This window comes from Fictibacillus sp. 5RED26 (assembly GCF_015903895.1).
Taxonomy (GTDB): Bacteria; Bacillota; Bacilli; order Bacillales; family Fictibacillaceae; genus Fictibacillus; species Fictibacillus phosphorivorans.
Genome location: NZ_JACZDU010000004.1, coordinates 164,269 through 187,307, shown reverse-complemented (window position 1 = coordinate 187,307; position 23,039 = coordinate 164,269). Strand labels below are relative to the sequence as shown.

The 23,039-nt window shown below is 39.2% G+C and carries 25 protein-coding genes; 19 read left to right on the top strand and 6 right to left on the bottom strand.

The window, feature by feature from the left end:
- Positions 1 to 45: 45 nt before the first annotated feature.
- Positions 46 to 843, bottom strand: coding sequence for an NAD kinase (locus tag IHV10_RS15800; protein WP_197131629.1), 798 nt, complete (start codon positions 841 to 843; stop codon positions 46 to 48).
- Between the two features lie 152 nt (positions 844 to 995).
- Here IHV10_RS15800 and IHV10_RS15795 point away from each other — a divergent pair, with 152 nt between their 5' ends.
- From IHV10_RS15795 to IHV10_RS15760, 8 genes are all read left to right on the top strand, one after another.
- Positions 996 to 1,664 (top strand): DUF2953 domain-containing protein, encoded by a 669-nt coding sequence (locus tag IHV10_RS15795; protein WP_197131627.1) that lies wholly within the window; start codon positions 996 to 998, stop codon positions 1,662 to 1,664.
- Between the two features lie 2 nt (positions 1,665 to 1,666).
- Complete coding sequence (gene ytfJ / locus IHV10_RS15790) at positions 1,667 to 2,119, top strand: GerW family sporulation protein (protein ID WP_197131625.1); 453 nt, start codon at positions 1,667 to 1,669, stop codon at positions 2,117 to 2,119.
- Between the two features lie 88 nt (positions 2,120 to 2,207).
- A complete protein-coding gene (gene tpx, locus IHV10_RS15785) occupies positions 2,208 to 2,708 on the top strand; it encodes a thiol peroxidase (RefSeq protein WP_197132139.1) in 501 nt (166 codons plus the stop codon).
- Between the two features lie 170 nt (positions 2,709 to 2,878).
- A complete protein-coding gene (locus tag IHV10_RS15780) occupies positions 2,879 to 3,877 on the top strand; it encodes a class I SAM-dependent methyltransferase (protein WP_197131617.1) in 999 nt (332 codons plus the stop codon).
- 205 nt (positions 3,878 to 4,082) lie between these two features.
- Complete coding sequence (locus IHV10_RS15775; RefSeq protein WP_137788653.1) at positions 4,083 to 5,270, top strand: acetate kinase; 1,188 nt, start codon at positions 4,083 to 4,085, stop codon at positions 5,268 to 5,270.
- Positions 5,271 to 5,415: 145 nt separating this feature from the next.
- A complete protein-coding gene (locus IHV10_RS15770; protein ID WP_197131615.1) occupies positions 5,416 to 6,078 on the top strand; it encodes a GNAT family N-acetyltransferase in 663 nt (220 codons plus the stop codon).
- A gap of 76 nt (positions 6,079 to 6,154) precedes the next feature.
- Entirely contained in the window at positions 6,155 to 6,985 is an 831-nt protein-coding gene (locus IHV10_RS15765; protein ID WP_197131613.1) for an EcsC family protein, read from the top strand.
- A gap of 18 nt (positions 6,986 to 7,003) precedes the next feature.
- Positions 7,004 to 7,510, top strand: a complete 507-nt coding sequence (locus IHV10_RS15760; RefSeq protein WP_197131611.1) for a MogA/MoaB family molybdenum cofactor biosynthesis protein — start codon at positions 7,004 to 7,006, stop codon at positions 7,508 to 7,510.
- A 152-nt stretch (positions 7,511 to 7,662) separates the two neighbouring features.
- Here the strand turns inward: IHV10_RS15760 and IHV10_RS15755 are convergent, their stop codons facing one another.
- Complete coding sequence (locus IHV10_RS15755; protein WP_197131608.1) at positions 7,663 to 7,977, bottom strand: hypothetical protein; 315 nt, start codon at positions 7,975 to 7,977, stop codon at positions 7,663 to 7,665.
- A 213-nt stretch (positions 7,978 to 8,190) separates the two neighbouring features.
- On the opposite strand from IHV10_RS15755, the gene IHV10_RS15750 reads away from it, so the two are divergent.
- The 7 genes from IHV10_RS15750 (at position 8,191) to IHV10_RS15720 (ending at position 14,888) form a co-directional block, all read left to right on the top strand.
- A complete protein-coding gene (locus tag IHV10_RS15750; RefSeq protein ID WP_197131605.1) occupies positions 8,191 to 9,393 on the top strand; it encodes an argininosuccinate synthase in 1,203 nt (400 codons plus the stop codon).
- Positions 9,390 to 10,775 carry an argininosuccinate lyase gene (gene argH, locus IHV10_RS15745; protein ID WP_197131603.1) on the top strand — a complete coding sequence of 462 codons (1,386 nt, stop codon included), beginning with the start codon at positions 9,390 to 9,392 and terminating at the stop codon, positions 10,773 to 10,775. The genes IHV10_RS15750 and argH overlap by 4 nt, the downstream gene beginning before the upstream one ends.
- A 65-nt stretch (positions 10,776 to 10,840) precedes the next feature.
- Positions 10,841 to 11,005 carry a hypothetical protein gene (locus tag IHV10_RS15740; protein ID WP_197131600.1) on the top strand — a complete coding sequence of 55 codons (165 nt, stop codon included), beginning with the start codon at positions 10,841 to 10,843 and terminating at the stop codon, positions 11,003 to 11,005.
- A 256-nt stretch (positions 11,006 to 11,261) separates the two neighbouring features.
- Positions 11,262 to 12,383, top strand: coding sequence for an alanine dehydrogenase (gene ald / locus IHV10_RS15735; protein WP_197131597.1), 1,122 nt, complete (start codon positions 11,262 to 11,264; stop codon positions 12,381 to 12,383).
- A 125-nt stretch (positions 12,384 to 12,508) separates the two neighbouring features.
- A complete protein-coding gene (locus IHV10_RS15730; protein WP_197131594.1) occupies positions 12,509 to 13,189 on the top strand; it encodes a metal-dependent hydrolase in 681 nt (226 codons plus the stop codon).
- A 57-nt stretch (positions 13,190 to 13,246) separates the two neighbouring features.
- The gene (locus IHV10_RS15725) at positions 13,247 to 13,489 is read left to right on the top strand and encodes a hypothetical protein (protein WP_197131591.1); all 243 of its coding nucleotides are present in this window, start codon (positions 13,247 to 13,249) and stop codon (positions 13,487 to 13,489) included.
- Positions 13,490 to 13,571: 82 nt separating this feature from the next.
- On the top strand, positions 13,572 to 14,888 hold the full coding sequence (locus IHV10_RS15720) for a DRTGG domain-containing protein (RefSeq protein WP_197132136.1): 1,317 nt from the start codon (positions 13,572 to 13,574) through the stop codon (positions 14,886 to 14,888).
- A gap of 39 nt (positions 14,889 to 14,927) precedes the next feature.
- On the opposite strand, the gene IHV10_RS15715 is transcribed toward IHV10_RS15720, so the two are convergent.
- Positions 14,928 to 15,224, bottom strand: coding sequence for a YtpI family protein (locus IHV10_RS15715; protein WP_197131588.1), 297 nt, complete (start codon positions 15,222 to 15,224; stop codon positions 14,928 to 14,930).
- 85 nt (positions 15,225 to 15,309) lie between these two features.
- On the opposite strand from IHV10_RS15715, the gene IHV10_RS15710 reads away from it, so the two are divergent.
- Positions 15,310 to 16,257, top strand: coding sequence for a DHH family phosphoesterase (locus IHV10_RS15710; RefSeq protein WP_197131585.1), 948 nt, complete (start codon positions 15,310 to 15,312; stop codon positions 16,255 to 16,257).
- Between the two features lie 48 nt (positions 16,258 to 16,305).
- Here the strand turns inward: IHV10_RS15710 and IHV10_RS15705 are convergent, their stop codons facing one another.
- The 3 genes from IHV10_RS15705 to IHV10_RS15695 form a co-directional block, all read right to left on the bottom strand.
- Positions 16,306 to 16,491 (bottom strand): hypothetical protein, encoded by a 186-nt coding sequence (locus tag IHV10_RS15705; protein ID WP_066396796.1) that lies wholly within the window; start codon positions 16,489 to 16,491, stop codon positions 16,306 to 16,308.
- A 129-nt stretch (positions 16,492 to 16,620) separates the two neighbouring features.
- Entirely contained in the window at positions 16,621 to 17,133 is a 513-nt protein-coding gene (ytrI, locus tag IHV10_RS15700; protein ID WP_197131582.1) for a sporulation membrane protein YtrI, read from the bottom strand.
- On the bottom strand, positions 17,133 to 17,465 hold the full coding sequence (locus IHV10_RS15695; RefSeq protein WP_197131579.1) for a YtrH family sporulation protein: 333 nt from the start codon (positions 17,463 to 17,465) through the stop codon (positions 17,133 to 17,135). The genes ytrI and IHV10_RS15695 overlap by 1 nt, the downstream gene beginning before the upstream one ends.
- Positions 17,466 to 17,626: 161 nt before the next feature.
- Between IHV10_RS15695 and dnaE the strand changes: the two genes are divergently transcribed.
- The 3 genes from dnaE (at position 17,627) to IHV10_RS15680 (ending at position 23,036) form a co-directional block, all read left to right on the top strand.
- A complete protein-coding gene (dnaE, locus tag IHV10_RS15690) occupies positions 17,627 to 21,010 on the top strand; it encodes a DNA polymerase III subunit alpha (RefSeq protein WP_197131576.1) in 3,384 nt (1,127 codons plus the stop codon).
- Between the two features lie 113 nt (positions 21,011 to 21,123).
- Positions 21,124 to 22,365: an NAD(P)-dependent malic enzyme gene (locus IHV10_RS15685; protein ID WP_066396784.1), complete on the top strand. Its 1,242-nt coding sequence runs from the start codon at positions 21,124 to 21,126 to the stop codon at positions 22,363 to 22,365.
- A 20-nt stretch (positions 22,366 to 22,385) separates the two neighbouring features.
- On the top strand, positions 22,386 to 23,036 hold the full coding sequence (locus IHV10_RS15680) for a FadR/GntR family transcriptional regulator (protein WP_197131573.1): 651 nt from the start codon (positions 22,386 to 22,388) through the stop codon (positions 23,034 to 23,036).
- Positions 23,037 to 23,039 lie beyond the last annotated feature (3 nt).

Genomic DNA, 23,039 nt, shown 5'->3' with positions numbered 1-23,039 from the left:
ACAGCTTGCAGATGATGCAAGCTGTTTTATTTGGTTGTTTATCTTCTACAAAAAGCTTCTTTTTACTTTATGCCAAAATGAATTGTCTTTTAATTTTACAGTCTTGATTCTTTTAGTTGTGAGCTCAAAATTCAATGTCTCACAATGCTTAATACTCATTGCTTCATTATCCATTCCGATGATCGGATAATGGCTGTTATCATGCTTGATCTTTAATGTCATCTTACGGTTATCACTGAGTATAAACGATGAACCTAACGTGCGGTAGTGATTGTTATTTAACGAAGCGAGTTCACTGATTTGATAGCAAGCTAGCATCGGGTCAACGACCGCACCGTTAACTGACTTATTGTAAGCTGTACTACCAGTAGGTGTCGAAATGATCATTCCATCCCCACGGAAGGTTTCAAAATATAGATCATCGATGAAGACGTCAATCTCAAGAGTTCGAATAATGGAAGAACGAAGAGAACATTCGTTTAAGCAGAAGAACGACCCTTGACCATCAATGGTTACAGATAGAGCAGGGTATTTTCTAACTTCAACTTGTTCGTTTTTCATCGCTTCAATCATACCCGCTTGATCATCGATATGAAAATCGCAATAAAATTCATTCTCAAGTGTACTCACACCTACATAAAGACAATCATCTCTGAAACCAGTCTTACGGACTGCTTGTAAGAAGGTGCCATCACCACCGATGCTAGCTATGATGTTTGCTTCCTGCTCATCTTCAACTACTTCGAACCCCTCTGTTATGGCTAATGATAGTAATTGGTTGATCTTTTCTAAAGTGCGTTCTTCTTTTTTGTAAAAAAAGAAGATTTTATTACGAACAGCCATAATTGCTTTCCTCCCTTAATTTCTCTGCTTCACTATTTTGTTCTGAGTGATGAGATCAAATTCCTAATTCTATTGTAACAGACAGACTTCTTAAGGTTTAGATTGAATGCGCTCTGCCTATAATGAAAAGATAACAGAAGGGGAGAGCATGTATGGTTTGGTTTACAATCATAATAGGTATCTTACTATTTTTATTAATCGTGATAAGTCTTTCAACGATCCACATCTCCATTTATTTCGTTCATCGAAATGATAATAGTAACATTCAGATCAATTTTAAAATGTATCATTTTTTAAAATATAAATTGAATGTACCTCTAATCATGGTAGATGCTCAAGATCACTCTGTAAAGATAAGAGAAGAAAAAGAAACGACGCTCGGACAGAAAAAAGAAAAGAAGAAGATTACGTTCTTACAACTAAAAAATCAATATCAATCATTTAAAAAGATGCTAAAGCATATAAACCACTTTTATCAAATACTCGCTGCATTTTTGAAGAAGATGAGGATGAAAAAAGTAGAATGGCACAGTGCAATCGGACTCGGAGAAGCTTCTTCGTCTGCCATTGCAGCAGGAGCAGTATGGGGTTTTAAAGGAATAGCGATACAAGTGCTCAATACGTTTTTTAAACTTGAAGAATCTCCGAATGTATCTGTTGTTCCTGTTTTTCAGGGGATGCATAGTGAAACGCGCTTTTCTTGTATGATTTCATTCAAAATCGGGCATGCTATTGTCGTTATGTTGAAAATCTTAAAGTCCTGGCGAATAGTAAGTCGTTCGGCTAAGGTGAATTCTGAATATATGACTGGAGGCATGTAAAAATGAGTGAACATCCGATCCAGGGTTTAATGAAAACCGCGATGGAAAACTTAAAAGAAATGATCGATGTAAATACGATTATTGGTGATCCTGTAGAGACACCAGACGGCAGTGTCATTCTTACTGTATCAAAAGTAGGGTTTGGATTTGCAGCAGGTGGAAGTGAGTTCGGTGGACAGGAAGAATCCCGTAATTCTTCTACACAGCAAGGTTCATCTAGTCAATCCAAGGAGATGCCTTTTGGTGGAGGGAGTGGAGGAGGAGTTTCCATTACTCCGATTGCATTCTTAGTAGTAAGCAATACAGGAATCAAGACGATCCACTTAGATAATAGTACGCATCTGTATGAGAGAATCTTAGATCTAGCACCTGGTGTGATTGATAAGCTACAGCATATGATGAACAAGAACAAACATAATAATGGTCCATCAAATACACAAACACATGAGTTTTAAAAAAGCTAACATCTCGTTAGCTTTTTTTTCTGCATTGCTTTAAGATGAAAGGGAAAGTACATAATTTATACCTTAAAGGAGGAATATAATCATGGCTGTAACATTTAAAGAAAAACCAGTTACATTACTAGGAAATGAAGTAAAAGTAGGGGACCAAGCTCCAGATTTTACAGTGTTGGCAAACGACATGTCTGAAGTGAGCCTTGCAGATTCTAAAGGAAGTGTACGTTTGATCGCTGCTGTTCCTTCAGTTGATACAGGCGTATGTGATGCTGAAGTGCGTCGTTTTAATGAAGAAGCATCCAAGCTTGATAACGTTAAAGTATTAACGGTATCAGTGGACTTGCCTTTTGCACAAAAAAGATGGTGTGCTGCAGCAGGTATTGAAAATGTTCAAACGCTATCCGATCACCGTGATCTTTCATTCGGTAAAGCATACGGCGTTGCGATCGAGGGACTTCGTCTTCTTGCACGCTCCGTATTTGTTATTGATAGCTCTGATAAAGTTACGTATGTAGAATACGTAGACGAAGTAACGAGCCATCCGAATTACGAAGCAGCGATCGAAGCAGCTAAAGCAGCGAAATAAGCAATCAGACATCTCCGGTATAGCGTTTAATATACCGGAGATTTTTTTGTTTAAAAGGGATAGAATCCAGCAGAATCCATTCATTTTACAAGCAATAGAAGTTAATGATTGTATATCCTGTACGTAGTTTGCTAAAATGTTTCCTGTGAAAACTTAGGAGGAAGCTAAATATGAGTTCTTTTAAAGATGTAGAAAAGCTGTTTGTTGTTCTCGACAATACAGCGACGGCAATTAAGGATAAACTTGAACTGCCTTATTTAGATGCTCTTGTGGAATCAGGAGAAAACCTGTTCTTTCAGGAGATACCAAAAGAATACCCGAAAGAATTAACAACTGTGTTAACAGATGAATACAAAAAAGTGAACGTTACAGAATTCGGTAAAGAAGAAACGCGCAAGGCTTTCCAGTTGGCTGTACTTAAAGGCATGAAAGAAGCTGTACAACCACACCATGCGATGACACCAGATGCGGTTGCATTATTCGCTGGATATCTTGTTCAAAAATTCATGAAACAATCCGAGAATCTTACGTTGTTAGATCCTGTAGTTGGTTCAGGGAACTTGCTAACAGCTGTAATGAACCAGTTAAAAGACAAAGAGTGTGTTTCGTTTGGAGTAGAAGTGGATGAAACTCTTTTGCGATTAGCTTGGGTCAATGCGAATATCCAAAAGCATAAGTTAGAGCTTTTTCATCAAGATGTGATCAAACCGCTTTATGCTGATCCTGTTGATGTTGTAGTAGCCGACTTGCCTGTAGGATATTATCCAGACGACGAAGCCGCTAAAGCCTTTAAAGTTTATGAAAAAGAAGGACATACTTATGCACATCACTTAATCATCGAGCAAGCGGTTCATCATTTGAAAGAAACTGGCATTGGGATTTTTATCGTGCCGAACAACCTGTTTGAAAGTGAACAAGCGGACTTATTCAAAAGTTGGATGAAGGAAACAGTAACCGTACTTGGTCTTCTTCAGCTACCTGAATCATTATTCAAGTCCTCCGTACATGCAAAAAGTATCCTGATTCTTCAAAAGAATGGAGAAGGTGCGATCAAGCCTAAACAAGCGATGCTTGCTCAGCTTCCATCCTTCTCAAATAAGAGTGGATTAGGAAATGTTATGGAACAGATTAATGAGTGGTTTAAAACAGAGTGGGAACGTGAAAAATAACAGCGTGGGTCTATCCTATGCTGTTTTTTTCATGGAATTGCAAACGGATTCAAGTCTGAATTGCATGAATATAAGGTGTAAGCGTTTTACAACCTTGATATTAATAAGGGTCAATGTTTAAATAAGGAAGGATTATAGTTTCAAGTGAGATGGAAGTGTGAGTTCACACCCTACTATTTCATTGAATATGAAGGAGATGGCTATTTTGGCTAAAATTATTGCAATTAACGCCGGAAGCTCGTCCTTAAAATTTCAGTTGCTTCAAATGCCTGAAGAAGAAGTACTGACTAAAGGACTTGTAGAACGTATCGGATTAAATGACTCGGTTTTCACGATCGAAGTTAACGGTGAAAAAGTAAAAGAAATTAAAGATATCCAAGATCACTCAGAAGCAGTATCTATGCTTTTAGATAAATTAGTAAAACATAACATCATTTCTTCTCTAGATGAGATTGAAGGAATTGGTCATCGTGTTGTGCATGGTGGAGAGAAGTTTAACGACTCTGTTCTGATCACAGATGAGATTTTACATGAGATTGAAGAGATCTCTTATCTTGCGCCATTACACAACCCAGCGAATGTTGTTGGAATCAAAGCTTTCAAGAACGTGTTGCCTAACGTACCAGCAGTTGCTGTTTTTGATACGGCTTTCCATCAGTCCATGCCTGAAAAATCATTCTTATACAGCCTTCCTTACGAGTATTATGAAGAATATGGTATTCGTAAATACGGATTCCATGGAACAAGTCATAAGTATGTTTCAGAGAGAGCTGCGGAGCTCCTTGGACGTCCGGTTGAACAACTTCGTCTATTATCATGCCACTTAGGTAACGGTGCAAGTATCGCAGCGATCGAAGGTGGAAAATCGATTGATACATCTATGGGCTTCACACCTTTAGCAGGTGTTACAATGGGAACTCGTTCTGGTAACATTGATCCGTCATTGATTCCTTATATCATGCAAAAAACAGGTCAAAGCGCTGAAGAAGTAATTAATGTATTGAACAATAAGAGTGGAATGCTTGGAGTTTCTGGGTTCTCCTCTGACCTTCGCGACATTGAAAGTGAAGCAGAAAAAGGAAACGAACGTGCTGAACTTGCATTAGAAGTTTTTGCTAGCCGTATCCATAAATATATCGGATCTTATGCAGCGAGAATGGCTGGAATCGACGCGATCATCTTTACTGCTGGTATCGGTGAGAACAGTACAGCTGTACGTGAGCGCGTACTTCGTGGCTTAGAGTTCATGGGAGTATATTGGGATCCTGCTCTTAACCAAGTTCGTGGTAAAGAGGCATTCATCAGCTATCCTCACTCACCAGTAAAAGTTATCGTCATTCCTACAAATGAAGAAGTAATGATCGCGCGTGATACAATGCGCTATGCGATGTAGTGATAGAGACAGTCTTTTCCCCCCGGAAAAGGCTGTTTTTTTATGCTTAGATATGCAAGTGTAAGGAGGAATATGGAGTCGTTTAGCGTAAACCATCTAATGAGTAAATAAATAACGATCAGTTTGTAAAAGAGGGTGGCTGAAAATGTACATAAAGGAACAATATCTTTACTTGAACAATCGAAATGTAAAGGCTGTCGTTCGAAATTATGAACAAAAAGATTTTGCTGAACTCCTTGCCATTCAAAAAGAAAGCTTTCCTCCTCCGTTTCCAAAAGAATTATTATGGAATGAAGAACAATTACATAATCATACCTCACTTTTTTCAAACGGCGCACTATGTGTAGAGATCGATGGAGTTATTGCTGGATCCATAACGAGTTTGCTCGTTGAATATGATTTAAAACATCCGCAGCATACGTGGGAAGAGATAACCAGTAATGGCTATATTACGAATCATGATCAAAATGGGAATACTCTTTATGTTGTAGATATTTGTATACGGCCATCCTATCGGAAATTAAATTTAGGCAAGCTTCTTATGCAGGCTTTGTACGAAACGGTCATTCACCTTAAATTGGAGCGATTGCTAGGTGGCGGAAGGATGCCGGGATTTTCTCAGCACTCCCATGTTCTTTCTCCTCAACAGTATGCTGATAAAGTGATCAGTGGAGAGCTATATGATCCGGTCATCTCGTTTCTAATGCGCTGTGGAAGAAATCCGTTGATGCTTATTCCAGATTATTTAGAGGATGAAGAATCGTCTAACCATGCTTTATTGATGGAATGGAAAAATCCTTTTCTGTGAGTTTGATCACTCCAGATTTTTTACTTTAAGAGTAATTTATACTACACTATTTAAAAGGTTTTAAAGGAGGATATGTATGGCACTAACAGAGCGTGAAGAACAGATCTGGCAGGACATTAATGCGTGGGAAGAAGCTTTTTTTACATATGAACCAACGGATTTTGGTCGTACTTACGAAAAATGGGCAACCAGGCAGATGGACCTTCTTCCAGACGAGATGCAAGAGACGATAGGAGAGTATGTTGATTCTGCACTGTTTCATATTCATGCTCTTATTCAGAATTCACAATTCCAACTGGATACGAAGCAAAGGCTGTTGTCTGAAGCTAGAGTCTTTAGAGACGATATCTTTGAAATTGAAGATCTGAAAAAGTGTTCGATCGATCAGTTGTCTTATATGGCAGACCAGCAGATCGCAAGAAACAGACTGTTGTCATTCTCTCAAGGAGGACTCGCAGGCACAGGAGGACTTCTCTTCTTAGGTACAGATCTGCCTGCAATGGTTGCTCTAGGAATTCGCTCTGTGCAATCTATCGCGATGCACTATGGATATGATATACAAAGACCTGCAGAAATGATGCGCTCCTTAAAAGTCTATCATGCAGCCACGATGCCAAAGCGTTTTCAGCAGGAAAAGTGGGACGAACTGATGGTTGAGATCAGAGAGGAAGAAGATCCGATTTTTTATGCAGGAAAAGATGTGATTGCAGATGTGTCCTGGATGTCTCATCCGATACAGCAAGCTGTGAAGATGATGGCGATTCTCCTTCTCAGAAAGAAGCTCACTCAAGGTCTGCCGATCTTCGGTATGGCATTGGGTGCTATTATGAACTATCAACAGTCGAGAAAGATTACAGAAATTGCACACAAGTTTTATCAAAAAAGATATCTTTACGAAAAATATTAAGAAACAGGTGTTGCATTCATGAGTGTTCAAGAACATAAAGCTCTAGCTCCAGAAGTTGTTAGATGCATGATCGTAACCGTCAGTGATACTCGTAATGAAGAAACAGATAAGAGCGGCAAATTGATACATTCTTTTTTAGAGAAAAATCATCATAAGATTTCTGAATATAGAATTGTAAAAGATGATATGAAGTCCATACGAGATGCTGCAGAATACGGCATACAGAACGAAGACATTGATGTTGTGCTTTTTAATGGAGGCACAGGGATAGCTTCTAGAGATGTAACGATCGAATCGTTATCCTATTTGTTTGATAAAGAGATCAATGGTTTTGGTGAGCTCTTTCGCATGTTAAGTTATACAGAAGATATTGGATCTGGTGCGATGCTAAGCAGAGCAGTAGCGGGAGTTAAGGATAGGACAGCGATATTTGCACTCCCTGGTTCGTCAGGTGCTGTAAAACTGGGCATGGAAAAATTGATCATCCCCGAGCTGTCACATGTTGTTCAACAGCTAAAAAAATAAAGCTGTTTGCTAAAGAGTAGACATCAACTACATTCAAAGAGTGACATTGTATACGAAAACAGCCCAAAAAAAAGAGGATGCATTTGCATCCTCTTTTTTTTTATGTGAAGACTTCTAATAAGTCAGGGGAACCATATATGCATTCCCCTTAATTAATCGTGTATTTTGGATGTTATACTCTGATTCAATCGATACCATAACCAAAGATCGTTTATGACAGAAGCGAGGCTCGCGATTTTGTTGTTCAATTCGCAAGAGACCTCAAAATGTTCTTCAGTCGATAATTGATCTTGCAGCTCGTTAATTTTCCGTTCGATCTCTCCGATTCGGTCCGGAATTCTTCCTCTGATCCTTTCCCAATGCAACATGATTGCTTCTTGAGTGGATGTATCGTACTTTTCCCACGCTTTATTTAAATGTGGAACAAAGATTCCAAGTCTTTCATCCCAAACAAAGTCATTCTGCAACTGAAATCACCTCTAATCCTATTGTACAAAAGGGTGGGTGTTGATGGTAGTTAAAAATCAAATGTTATTTTTATTCATTTTAAAGAATAACCTTGCAATCCCTGTGATGTTTTTGTTATAGTATGAACTATCATAAATGGTATTTTTATAAACAAAAATGTATAAAAATAAATAAATATTCATTTTTGTCTATAACAAAAGGAGAGATTTCATATGGGGAAAAAGGTAGTTTTAGCTTATTCTGGAGGGTTAGATACATCTGTTGCGATTCCGTGGCTAGCGGATAAAGGATACGAAGTCATTGCATTATGCTTGGATGTAGGGGAAGGAAAAGACCTTCCTTTTATACAATCAAAGGCGTTATCAATCGGAGCATCAGAATCGATCGTACTTGATGTTCAAAAGGAATACGCTGATGAATATGCATTAGTCGCTCTACAATCACATGCATTATATGAAGGGAAATATCCACTCATCTCTGCATTAAGCAGACCGTTGATCGCGAAAAAGCTAGTAGAAACAGCTAAGAAATATGGAGCTACAGCAGTTGCTCATGGATGTACCGGGAAAGGAAACGACCAAGTCCGCTTTGAAGTTTCTGTCGCTGCACTAGCACCTGATCTTGAGGTTCTAGCACCAGTTCGTGAGTGGAGCTGGTCGCGAGAAGAAGAGATTCAATATGCGAAAGATCATGATATTCCTGTACCGATCAAAAAGGAAAATCCGTTCTCAATAGATCAGAATCTATGGGGAAGAAGCAATGAATGTGGAATCTTAGAAGATCCGTGGGCTGCTCCGCCAGAAGAAGCTTATGAGATGACTGTTGCTCTTGAACATACGCCAAATGAGCCGCAGGTCGTCGAAATTGGATTTGAACAAGGTGTACCTGTTTCACTGAACGGTCAGAATGTTACATTAGATGTTCTGATAAATCAGTTGAACGAATGGGGAGGCGCTCATGGTGTTGGACGAATCGACCATGTCGAAAATAGATTAGTAGGAATAAAATCCCGTGAAGTTTACGAATGCCCAGCGGCAACAACACTAATCAAAGCACATAAAGAGCTTGAAGATCTAACACTAGTTAAAGAAGTCGCTCACTTTAAACCGATCATTGAAAAGAAGATGACTGAACTGATATATGAAGGTTTATGGTTCTCACCGCTAAATGCATCATTAAAAGCCTTTTTAGATGAAACACAAAAACATGTAACAGGTACGGTACGAGTTAAATTCTTTAAAGGTCATGCGATCGTCGAAGGAAGAAAATCACCTTATTCCCTTTATGACGAAAAACTAGCAACATATACATCAGACGATGCTTTTGATCATACAGCTGCGAAAGGATTTATCTCTTTATGGGGACTTCCTACAAAAGTAAGCAGCATGGTTCAAAAAAATGAGGTGAAAGTGTGAAGAAGTTGTGGGGAGGACGTTTCTCAAAACAGCCTGAAGAATGGGTAGATGAGTTTGGAGCATCCATCTCTTTTGATCAGCAATTGGCCGGTCAAGATATTAAAGGAAGTCTGGCTCATGCTAAGATGCTTTTCCAATGTAAGATAATTGATAAGAGTGCTTATGAAAATATTAAGAATGGTTTGCTTTCCCTTCAGTCTGAAGTGGAAGAAGGGGAGCTTACTTATTCAGTTAAATATGAAGACATTCATTTGAACCTTGAAAAATTATTAACAGACAAAATTGGGTCTGATGGCGGCAAACTTCATACGGCAAGAAGTCGAAATGATCAAGTAGCAACAGATTTCCATCTGTATGTTAAAGAAGAAACCATATTGATCATGGATCATATAGAAGAATTGCAAAAATCTCTGTTGAATCTTGCAGAAGAACATGTAGAGACGATCATCCCTGGGTATACACATCTTCAGCGTGCTCAGCCCGTCTCATTTGCACATCATCTTTTAGCATATTTCTGGATGCTTGATCGAGATAAAGGAAGACTGCAAGATAGTTTAAAGCGTAGTGATATTTTGCCTCTTGGAGCTGGGGCTTTAGCGGGAACAACATTTGATATCGACCGCAACATTACAATGAATGAACTAGGATTCAGAGATAAATATCTCAATAGCTTGGATGCTGTGAGTGATCGAGATTTTGCGATTGAATGCTGCAGCAACGCATCAATGATCATGATGCATCTGTCTCGTTTTTGTGAAGAACTGATCCTTTGGTCTTCAGAAGAATTCGGGTTCATCGAGATCAGTGATAGCTTCACTACAGGTAGCTCCATGATGCCACAAAAAAAGAACCCTGATATGGCTGAATTGATTCGTGGGAAGAGTGGGAGAGTATATGGTTCGTTGATCTCCCTACTTACCTTAATGAAGGGATTGCCACTTGCATACAATAAAGATATGCAAGAAGACAAAGAACCTGTTTTTGATACGGTAAAAACAGTAAAAGGATGCTTAAGTATCATGACGGGCATGATGAATGAAGTAAAGATTCATGTTGATAAGATGAATAAAGCCGTTCATCAAGACTTTTCTAATGCTACAGAACTTGCTGATTACCTAGCGAAAAAAGGAATTCCTTTTCGAGAAGCACATGAATTAGTGGGGCAGATGGTCCTTCAATGTATTCAAAAAGGCTGCTACCTTCTTGATGTATCTTTAGATGAATATCAGGAATGGTGTCCGCTCGTTGAAAATGATTTGTTTGATGCACTATCTCCAAAAACTGCTGTAGAAAGACGAAATTCTGAAGGTGGAACAGGCTTCGAAGCCGTTCGCCAGCAGATTGATGCAGCACAATCAAGAATGGCCGTTTCCAATAATTAGCTCAAATGAACTTTCCTCAGAAGACTAAAACTATGGTTAAAGTCTTGCAAGTGAAGGAGGAAAGAATGATGGAGAATGAAAAACGTCCCAATCAACAGCTTGAATATGATGCTGAAGGTGAAATGACTGTTCATCAGCAGATAACAGAAGCTTATCAAAGCGGAATCGTTGATAAAGTAGATCAAGGCCAGCAAAGAACAAAGTTAGATGAAGAAGAAAGTCTCTCATAACTGAAGAAAGGATAGTTCGTATAGTCGAGCTATCCTTTTTTTGTGTACTAAAAAAAGATTGCTCTGATTATTAGCAGCTTTTGAATTTTTCTCGATACTAAAAATTAGAATGTTCTTTTTCCATTTAGGGCATCTTAATGCTGTCTTAACTATGTTCATATTCAAATAAAATTCAACTTTTTATTTTGAATTTTTGGTGGTATGTTAACTATAGAATAATGAAAAAATTTCCATGTGATATAAAGGAGGTTGAAATATGAAAATAGGTATACCGACTGAGATAAAGAATAATGAAAATCGTGTAGCGATGACACCAGCAGGAGTATTGAACCTTGTGGCATCAGGTCATGAGGTCTTTATTCAAAAAGGCGCAGGGATCGGATCAGGTTTTACAGATGAAGAATATGAAAGTGCTGGTGGTGTTATCGTTGAAACACCAACTCAAGCCTGGTCGATGGACATGGTCATGAAAGTAAAAGAGCCGCTTCCTGAGGAGTACTGCTTCTTCCGTGAAGGTTTAATTTTGTTCACCTATTTACATCTTGCACCAGAGCCGGAACTAACGAAAGCATTAACAGATAATAAAGTAGTGGGTATTGCGTACGAAACGGTTCAGTTGCCAAACGGAACGCTACCTTTGCTTACACCGATGAGTGAAGTAGCAGGAAGAATGGCTGCTCAAATAGGAGCACAATTTTTAGAAAAGCCAAAGGGCGGTCTAGGTATCCTCCTTAGTGGAATTCCTGGTGTAAGACGCGGCAAAGTAACAGTTATCGGAGGCGGAGTAGTCGGGACGAATGCGGCTAAAATTGCTATGGGTCTAGGAGCAGATGTAACAATCATCGATTTAAACCCAGAACGTCTTCGTCAGCTCGATGATATCTTTGGTGTTGAGATCAATACGCTCATATCCAATCCGTTAAATATAGCTCTCGCCGTTCAAGAGTCAGCATTAGTTATTGGGGCTGTCTTAATTCCTGGAGCAAGGGCACCTAAACTTGTTACCGAAGAGATGATTAAAGGCATGCAGCCAGGGGCTGTAATCGTAGATGTTGCCATTGATCAAGGTGGAATTTTTGAAACGGTTGATCGAATCACTACACATGATAATCCAACATATGAAAAGCATGGTGTTCTTCACTATGCTGTAGCTAACATGCCAGGCGCTGTTCCTAGAACCTCGACGATTGGTCTGACTAACGTTACAGTACCGTATGCTCTTCAAATCGCAAACAAAGGTTATGTTAATGCGTGTTTAGATAATGAAGCTCTACTAAAAGGTATTAATACGTTAGATGGATTTGTAACGTATAAGGCGGTTGCTGAAGCGCATCAACTAGATTATAAAGATGCCGTATCTATTCTAAAATCTAACTAAAAGATAACAAACGAAAAAGTCCAATATTCCTTTTCTCTGGAATCGGACTTTTTTTCTGTTCTATAATAGGGTATGTAATGGAAGTAAGGTATTTCAGCGTTTATTTGAGAAGGGAGCATGTAAATATGAAAGTGACTTTTCACGGACACTCCGTACTGGAAGTTCAAACAGATCAACACTCCATTTGGATTGACCCTTTTATTAATGGAAATGGACAAGCTAAGATCGATGTTAAGGACGTAAAAGCTGATGTGATTCTTTTAACACACGGTCATAACGATCATGTAGGAGACACAGTTGAGATCGCAAAAGCAAATAACAGCTTGGTCGTTGCGCCATTTGAACTTGCTGAGTACATGCAAACACTCGGCTTAGAGGCACATCCTATGCATATCGGAGGAAGCCGAACATTTGATTTTGGAAAAGTGAAGTTCACTCAAGCCTTTCATGGATCAAGCTATTCACAAGAAGATGGCACGGTCGTATATACCGGAATGCCAGCGGGAATTTTATTCTCACATGATGGAAAAACGCTATATCATGCAGGAGATACAGCTCTATTCTCAGATATGAAATTAATCGGAGAGTTTGCAAAACCAGATATTGCTTTCTTGCCTATTGGTGACAATTTCACAATGGGCCCAGAGGATGCATTGATTGCCGCAGAGTGGATCGGTGCAAAGGTGACCGTTCCAATCCATTTCAATACGTTTCCTGTGATTGAACAAGATCCAGAAACCTCATTCACATCTAAACTTGGAAACAAAGGAAAAGTGCTCCAAAGCGGCGAAAGTATAAGCGTATAATGATTCTAACCTCCCTTTCTATGCATACCAATGATAGTAAGGGAGGTTGTGTTTTTTATGAGACAAGAAAAAATGGCAAAAGTATTAATGTTGTTGGTGCTTTTCTATGTAGCGATACCTGTTATATCGTTTGACGGCCCACTTCTGCAACAACTTTTTTCAGTAGCTTGGATAGGATTTGCCGGTATGCTTTTGGTCAGCTTATTGTTTAAAAAGGATACGGCTCCAAAAAGGGCTGTTAAAAAGCAAAGTATAGCTTCAGATTCAAAAATGAAAAAAAGGATACACATGGAAAGTTGAGTTTCTGTTCTAATGCCTGTATAATCTGTATTAGTCAAAGTGATAAAACAGATAGATACAGGTAGAAGGAACGGTGAATGTAATGCTAACCAAGCATGAACAAATACTACAGCATATTTTGGACCTTGATGTCGGATCAAAAATCTCCGTTCGGCAAATTGCAAAAGATCTGACCGTTAGTGAAGGAACAGCTTATCGAGCGATAAAAGAAGCTGAAAACCAGGGGATTGTAAGCACGATCGAACGTGTTGGTACGATACGTATCGAAAGACAAGCAAAAAGTAATATTGAAAAGTTAACGTTTGCTGAAGTAGTAAATATTGTTGAAGGACAAGTACTAGGCGGGCGCGCTGGTCTTCATAAAACGCTGCACAAATTTGTAATCGGAGCTATGAAACTTGAAGCGATGATGCGCTATGTTGATGCGGGGAGTTTGTTGATCGTCGGTAACCGTGTGAACGCGCATGAACTTGGACTGAAAGCAGGGAGTGCAATCTTAGTTACTGGTGGCTTTGATACAGAAGAAGAAGTGAAAAGACTCGCTGACGAGCTTGAACTTCCTGTTATCTCTACGAGCTATGATACCTTTACTGTTGCGACAATGATAAATAAAGCGATTCATGACCGTTTGATCAAGAAGGATATTGTTTTAGCTTCTGATATTTTAATTCCGATCGATGAGACGCATTATCTTTATCAACATGATAAAGTGCAGCGTTGGCACGAATTGAATCAACAAACGATGCATAGTCGTTATCCGGTAGTCGATCAAGGCAATCGTGTAACAGGTGTAGTCACTTCTAAAGACATTATAGGTGTTCCTGTTTCCATGCAGGTTGAAAAAGTAATGACTCGTGCACCTTTAACCGTTACGGAAAAAACATCTGTTGCAGCATGTGCTCATATGATGATCTGGGAAGGGATCGAACTGCTCCCTGTTATCGGAACTTCTCATAAACTGATCGGAATCTTAACAAGGCAAGATGTATTAAAAGCGATGCAAATGATGCAAAAGCAGCCTCAAGTGGGCGCGACCTTTGATGATTTGATAACTACAGAGTTAAAAGAACAAAAGGTGGATAACGAGGTGACGTACTTCTGTAGAATTACACCGCAGATGACCAACCACCTAGGTACTGTTTCATATGGTGTATTGATGACCATCGTTACTGAAACCGCTCGGAAAGCACTCAGAAAAATTAAAAAAGGCGACCTCGTTGTGGAGAACGTAACGTTTTACTATATTAAGCCTGTACAGATTGATAGTGATATCGAACTGATCCCAAGAGTGCTTGAAGTGAGTCGAAAATTTGGAAAAGTAGATGTGGAAATCCATCATGATGGAAAGATTGTTGGAAAAGCAATGATGATGGCACAGCTTCTTGATCATCGTTCATAAAAAAAGTCCCTCCTGCAGGGACTTTTTATCCATACGTATTTAATTTTTCTGTGCTTCTTCACGTGCAAGCGTAAGGAAATGCTTGTACATTTTATAATTCATGATTAAAAGAACGATTCCGTAAATTAAAAAGACTAGTGCCACCCAAAGCTGTACACGTCCTTCAACAGCTGTTAGTTCGTTCAGACCGAAGGAAGCTAAGAATGAACCGAGTGCCATTTTTGCTTTTGTGCCTGTCCAGCGCTTTAAGAATGGTTCTTTTGCACGTACTTCAGAAACTTTATAGAACACATATAGAGCAAAAGAAAGTATAATTAGGATAATAAAAATAGGCATTGAAAATTCCCCCACGTATTTACTCCACTATATTGTAAACGTTTAAAACCATAATTGCCACAACGACATCTAAAAGGAGTCTGCTATGAAAGAACAAATCTTACAAGTAATCGAACAGTATGAAAAAATAATCATTCATCGACATGTCAGACCAGACCCAGATGCGCTTGGATCACAAGGTGGGCTTTCAGCGATCCTTAGGGCGAGCTATCCTCAAAAAGAAGTGTATGTTGTAGGGGAAGAGGAAGCGGGTCTTACCTTCTTAAATACAATGGATGTCATAGAAGACGATGTTTACAAAGGTGCTTTAGTCATCATTTGCGATACAGCAAACTCACCTCGTATCAGTGATCATCGTTATTCACTTGGAGATTTTATTATTAAAATTGATCATCATCCTAACGAAGATCCTTATGGAGATTTAATCTGGGTGGATACTGAAGCAAGTTCTACATCTGAGATGATAATGGATCTTTATCTTTTCGGAGCAACGTCTGGACTTAAGCTTGATGAACATGCAGCAAGACTTATCTATGCTGGTATTATTGGGGACACTGGTCGCTTTTTGTTTTCAAATACGACTCAGAAGACTCATCATTATACAGCGGCGTTATTAGAGACAGGATTCTCGCCATCAGAAATTCACGAAAATCTATATAAAATTTCTGAGAAACTTGTGAGGTTGAACGGTTATGTTCTTCAAAACTTTTCAATTGTTGATAATTGCGTAGGGTATATCCACTTAAAAAAAGATACATTGAAAAAGTTCGGCACGTCAGCAGGTGAAGCATCCCTTTTAGTAAATTCTTTTTCACATGTTGAAGGCTTGTTAGCGTGGGTGTTTTTTGTGGATGAATCAGATCAGATCAGAGTAAGATTAAGGTCCAAGGGTCCTGTAGTTAATAAGATCGCAACTAAATTCAATGGTGGTGGACATCCGAGAGCATCAGGAGCAACCGTATATACAGAAGACGAAACGATGTCTGTACTCGCTGAACTTCGAAACCTCTGTAAAGAATATAAATCCAAATAAAAAAGGCCTCATCGGGGGGGCCTTTTTATGCTTTAGCATGAAATAGATTTAGTTAGCTTTTTCAGGGATAAACCAAGAGCCAACATCTGTTACATCTTCATGCACTTTTAAGTTTAATTTTGCAAGCTCTCTCTTGATTAGGTCTGCTACTTCTTTCGTTTCTGCAAAAGCAGAAAAGCCATTCTGTAATTCCTTTACCTTTTCACGGGCAAGTTCTTTTCGATTGATAATCATGTAGTTTCCCCCCAATAATCACTCTAGAATTATTCTTTACACATATTTTATACAATTGAAGGAGGGATTGCCATTTCTTTGCCCAAAGATTCATAAAAACGTAATATTTCGACCATTATTTATGCATAATCATTCACTGATTTTAGCTGATATATAGATTCGAAGAACACCTGTGTATAAATACAAGTGATCGATTTTCACCTCATAAGTTTGCTCGTCGTCATCAAGACGGTATGTTTTATTTTCAATAGCTTGTACAAGTAAGGAATGGCTTTTAGCAAGTGTTTCTGTATCTTCTCCTATTAGATGCTCTAGATCGTCTTCAACTGCTTTTGCTATGTGCAGCCTTGTTAAATTTGATAACTTTGAAGAATCCTGGTTTGAGAACCTAGCATTCACTTCATGAAGTTTAAACTTCTTGGCGAGTTCTTTATTTGCTTTTTCATCATCCGAGGTTAAGATCTTGTTCTTCTTTTCCAAATCATTAATTTTTACTCGTTGCTTTTCAATTTTTACAATCAGCCTTTCATGAGCTAAGCCGCCTTGTATTAAAAAAAATGCCCAGCCGATAATAAACCCGATCGCTATCCCAGCAAAAAAACGCTGGTAGCCTTTTCGTTGATATAGCGGTGGGATCCTCATCAGTTAATGTTCTCCTGGCTGAGCCATTGAATCAGTTGCATGGCAGAATTAGCACCAGCAATGGCAACGAAAATATAGGTTAATTGTTTGAAAATCTCTATAGTAGCGCCGTTTTCAAAGCTTCGCTCAAAATTAGTGATCGTATCAAACGTTCCACCGATAGCAGCGACGATTGCCCATATTTTAAGTCTTTTTGCAAGCTCCATCATTTCATATATAGGTGCTTTTCCTACAAGAAAAGCGGCAAGACCGCCGATTAACGCTCCACCCAACAACACGCCGAAAGCTATAGCAAAATCTAATATGATATTCGCAAAAAATTCACGCACCATGAGACAACCTCCCCTCTTACTCAATGTATGGATAATAGGTGGAGTGTATGCTTATTTGATAGAAAATGAATAACCGCTCGCTGTTGAAAACTGTTTCATTAACACATACGAACTTCTGTACTATAATGGAATGCAAACAGGTGCGTAAAGGAAGTGATGGTATGGGGTTTGTCCCACTGCATATACATAGTGAATACTCGCTTCTTGAAAGCTCTTGTCGGATCGAAGAGCTTGTTCAGTATGCAAAAGAGCTTGGGTATACGTCTTTAGCCTTAACAGATAAATCAAACATGCATGGTGCCTTAAAGTTTTATACTACATGTGTAAAAGCTGGCATCAAACCTATCATTGGATTGGAAGCAGAGGTTGGAAGTAATCAAGAGGATACAAAAGAGAAGATAAGTTCAGGCAATAAACTTCTTTTGTATGCGATGAACATAGAAGGCTATGAAAATTTATTAAAACTCACAACGCTTATGCAGACAAAGCTGGACGGTGAAGTGTCTTCTCTTTCTTATGAAGAAATTTCAAATCATGCAGCGGGCCTTATCGCTGTTTCTTCAGGTATGGAAGGTGAGATTCAGCAATTTCTTACTCGTGAAAATCTTGACGATCAACGATTAGATAAGCTTCTTCACTTTTATAAAACGTGCTTTAAAGATCGTTTTTATCTTGGACTAGAAGATCATGATACAGGTATAGAAAAAACAATTAATCTCCAACTTCAAAACCTTTCAAGGAAGTCTCTCATTCCACTCGTCTGCATGCATGAAACGTATTATATGAGAAGAGAGGATGCAAACGCACATGATATCCTGCTTTGCATCAAACAAGGCGAAAAGAAAAGCAATCGTGATCGATTTAAACTGCAGACAGATGACTTTTATTTTAAATCCCCATTAGAGATGAAACGTGTATTTTCTCATGCAGAGGATGCATTAGATGAAACGGTTAAACTGGCTGAAAGATGTTCACTCGAGCTTGAGCTTGGTAGCATTGCTTTGCCCAAATATCCTGTACCAAATAATAAGAACAGCTATGAATATCTGACTGAGCTTTGTAATGAAGGACTTTTGAAGCGTTATGAAACGGTAACACCTGAAATAAACGAACGATTATTATATGAACTTAACATTATTAAGAATATGAACTTTGAAGATTATTTCTTAATCGTTTGGGATTTTATGAAATTTGCACACGACGAAAAGATGATTACAGGGCCAGGAAGGGGTTCGGCAGCAGGATCACTAGTAGCTTACGTTCTTCAGATTACGAACGTTGACCCGATCCATCATCAGTTGATCTTTGAGCGTTTCTTAAATCCGGAGCGGGTTACGATGCCCGATATTGATATCGATTTTCCTGATAACCGTCGGGACGAAGTACTAAGCTACGTAGCTCGTAAGTATGGTACAGATTATGTCGCACAGATTATTACATTTGGTACCCTAGCAGCAAGAGCTGCTATAAGGGATGCGGGCAGAGTGATGGATTTTGCTCCTGCGCTCATCGATCTTACCGCAAAGAATATTCCATCAAGACCTGGAATCACGTTGGAAAATGCATTGAAAGAGTCAGCTGGCCTGCAACAGGCGTACAAAACAGAGCCGGATGTGAGAAAGCTTGTTGAGATCGCGATGACACTTGAAGGTTTACCGAGACACGCATCAACTCATGCTGCAGGTGTAGTCTTGTCGGGAGCTCCACTTGTTCAAAAAGTACCCTTACAAACCGGGCATGACGGTATACCTCTTACACAATACAGTATGGAGTGGCTTGAAGCTGCAGGTCTTTTGAAGATGGACTTTTTGGGTTTGCGGAATTTATCGCTTATTGAAAATATCTTATTGGCGATCGAAGAAAATGAAAATGTGAAGATCGATCTAAATGATATTCCATTCGACGACGTGAAAACATTTGATCTTCTTGCGAAAGGAGATACTACAGGTGTGTTTCAGCTTGAGTCTGATGGGATGAGAAAAGTTCTTCAGCAGCTTAAGCCGACAGAGTTTGAAGATATCGTAGCAGTAAATGCTCTCTACCGGCCGGGTCCGATGCAGAATATTCCTGACTATATCGCGGGTAAACATCGTCTGAAGACCGTACACTACATGCATCCTGATCTTGAACCGATTTTAAAATCCACGTACGGAGTAATTGTCTATCAAGAACAGATCATGCAGATTGCAACAAAAGCGGCTGGTTTCACACTAGGAGAAGCAGATTTACTGAGAAGAGCAGTAGGTAAGAAGAAACGGGATATTCTTCTTCGGGAGCGACAACACTTTGTTGAAGGTTGTTTAAAGCAAGGCTATGATGAAAAATCTGCAGATGCGCTATATGACTTGATCGTACGCTTTGCTGATTACGGGTTCCCGAGGAGCCATGCTGTTGCATACAGTGTCATTGCCTATCAGCTTGCATTCTTAAAAGCAAACTATCCTGCCCACTTTATGGCTGCCCTGCTTTCAAGTGTTATCGGCAATCATGATAAAGTAAATCAATATATTAAAGAATCTGAGCAAAGAGGCATACCTGTACTCCCACCATCTATAAAAAAAGGCAGCGAAATTTTCATTTCAAACGGATCTCATATTTCATTCGGGTTATTGGCTATTAAAAATGTTGGATACAATGCCATTAGGATGCTGATGGCAGAAAATGAAAAAGAACCGTTTCAAGATCTGTTCGATGTTTGTTCACGCTGTCCTCAAAAAGTTGTGAATAAGCGTACACTCGAATCATTAATTTTTGCTGGAGCAATGGATGAATTGGGACAAGATAGAGCAGTGTTGCTGGCTTCATTAGAAACTGCGATAGAATATGGAGAAGAGGTTCAGGAAATCTCGCGAAAGAATCAGATGTATCTTTTTGATGATGATATTAATTTACCTAAACCTTCTTACGTTTCCGTTCAATCTTTTCAAGAAGGCGAGAAGCTTAAATTTGAAAAAGAAGCTCTAGGTTTCTTCCTTTCCTCACATCCGCTGCAACGATATCGAACGACGTTAAGCAGCTGGAAAGCCGTCCACATAAATGAATTAAAAGAAAAAAGATCTTCCGTTCGTCTTGGTGTATTAGTGGACAAGGTACGAGCGATTAAAACAAAAAAGGGAGAGCTCATGGCATTCCTGACGATTAGCGATGAGAGCGGTGAGATAGAAGCCGTGGCTTTTCCAAAAGTTTATGAAGCCAATCACTCTCTTCTGCAGAAAGGACAACAATTGTTCATAGAAGGAAGTGTGGAACACCGTAACGAAACATTACAGATACTTGTGAACAAATGCAGACTGCTCCAAGATCTGAAGTCAAACGAGCAGCCAACACTATTTCTTAAGATAGATAAAGACCATCAATCACCTCAGCATCTTAATGCTGTGAAGGCGATTTTCGATGAATCAAAAGGAAGTACATCTGTTGTTCTTATCTATGAAGAAAATAGACAAAAGGTCCAGATCTCTCAGAAAGTAAATGTTTCTGAAAATTTGTTGTTAGAATTGCAATCTGTTATTGGTGAGGGTAATGTCGTATTTAGAAGAAATTAAAAACCTTTACAGCTTGTTAACTTTTGTTATAATGGATGAGTCAATATTAGTGGTCTGACCACCTCCTAATTGGCTCATCAACCTTAAATTTAAAATCATTAGGAGATGAAAAAATGTCTACATTAAGAGAAGAAGCACTACACATGCACCGCACACATCAAGGGAAATTAGAATCGAAATCAAAGGTACCTGTACGTAACGCGAAAGACTTGAGCTTAGCGTATTCTCCTGGTGTGGCAGAGCCGTGTAAAGATATTTATGATGACAAAACGAAAGTCTATGACTATACGATGAAAGGCAATACTGTAGCTGTTGTTTCAGATGGGACAGCTGTATTAGGTCTAGGAAATATAGGACCTGAAGCTGCACTTCCTGTAATGGAAGGAAAGGCAGTACTATTCAAGAGTTTTGCTGGTGTTGATGCGTTCCCAATCTGCTTGAATACTACAGATGTGGACAAGATTGTTGAAACGGTAAAATTGCTTGAACCTACATTTGGTGGTGTGAACTTAGAAGATATCGCTGCGCCGAATTGTTTTGTAGTCGAGGAGCGTTTAAAGAAAGAAACAAATATTCCAATTTTCCATGATGATCAGCATGGCACTGCCATTGTTACACTAGCTGGTCTAGTTAATGCGCTTAAATTAACAGGACGTGAAATGTCTAAGATTAAGGTCGTTGTTAATGGAGCAGGAGCAGCTGGGATAGCTATTATTAAGTTGCTAGATCGTTTTGGTGTGAAAGATATTATCATGTGTGATACGAAAGGTGCGATCTATGAAGGTCGTCCGTTCGGAATGAACTCTGTAAAAAAAGAAGTTGCAAACTTTACGAACCGTACAAAACAAGAGGGAACACTTGCTGATGTAATCAGCGGCTCAGATGTTTTCGTCGGTGTTTCAGTAGAAGGTGCATTAACAAAATCAATGGTTGAGTCAATGAATCCAGAACCGATCATCTTTGCTATGGCCAACCCAAACCCTGAGATCATGCCTCATGAAGCGCGTGAAGCAGGTGCTATGGTCATTGGAACAGGACGTTCTGATTTTCCTAACCAAGTAAATAACGTTTTAGCGTTTCCTGGTATTTTCCGTGGTGCGCTTGATGTTCGTGCAACACATATCAATGAAGAAATGAAGATTGCAGCCGTACATGCGATTGCAAATCTAGTGAACCCAGTAGAATTGACTGCAGATTATGTAATTCCTGCACCATTCGATCCGCGTGTTGCACCTGCTGTTGCGGCAGCTGTAGCGACTGCGGCTATGGAAACAGGCGTTGCAAGACTTCGGGTGAATCCTGAAGACATCGCTGAAAAGACTAAGAAACTAGCGATCATCGGAAAAGATGAATGAAACCGGTAGAGGAGAGAGGAATGTCTGTCCAGCCTACCGAAAAAGTATATATTGAAATTCTTAAACAAATTAAAGCTATTATTGTTGAGGATGGTCTTCAAGCGGGTGACAAGCTCCCTTCTGAAAGGGAGCTGAGTGACCGCCTGAAGGTTGGAAGATCATCTGTCCGTGAAGCACTGCGATCTCTAGAGCTTCTAGGTCTGATTGAGACACGAAGAGGAGAAGGAACCTTTATACGTGAAGCAACCGGTCATCGACTTGTTGAAGTACTAGCATCTTTCATTCTAAATGATAATAAAGCTAGACACGATCTTCAGGAAACAAGGCATATTGTTATTAAAGACTGTGTAGAGCTTGCAGTACGAAGGTGCAAATCTTCGACCATCTCAAAACTTACACAACTAATTAAGCAGATGGATCCGAACGAACATGAACAAGTTAATGAAGCTTGCAAGCAATTTGAAAAGATTGTGATTCAAGCATGCGGCAATCATCTTCTTTATCGTTTATATGTTGAACTAACGGGTTATGGGTCTTCATTGCAACGAGCAAATTCGTATTGGCCACAAGCATTTTGTGAGGAAGTTTTAACACTTCTTCAACAAAAAGATGCTGTGAAGCTGACGAGTTTGTTATCAAAACAAAACGATGCTCTAAACGCAATCGAATAGGTG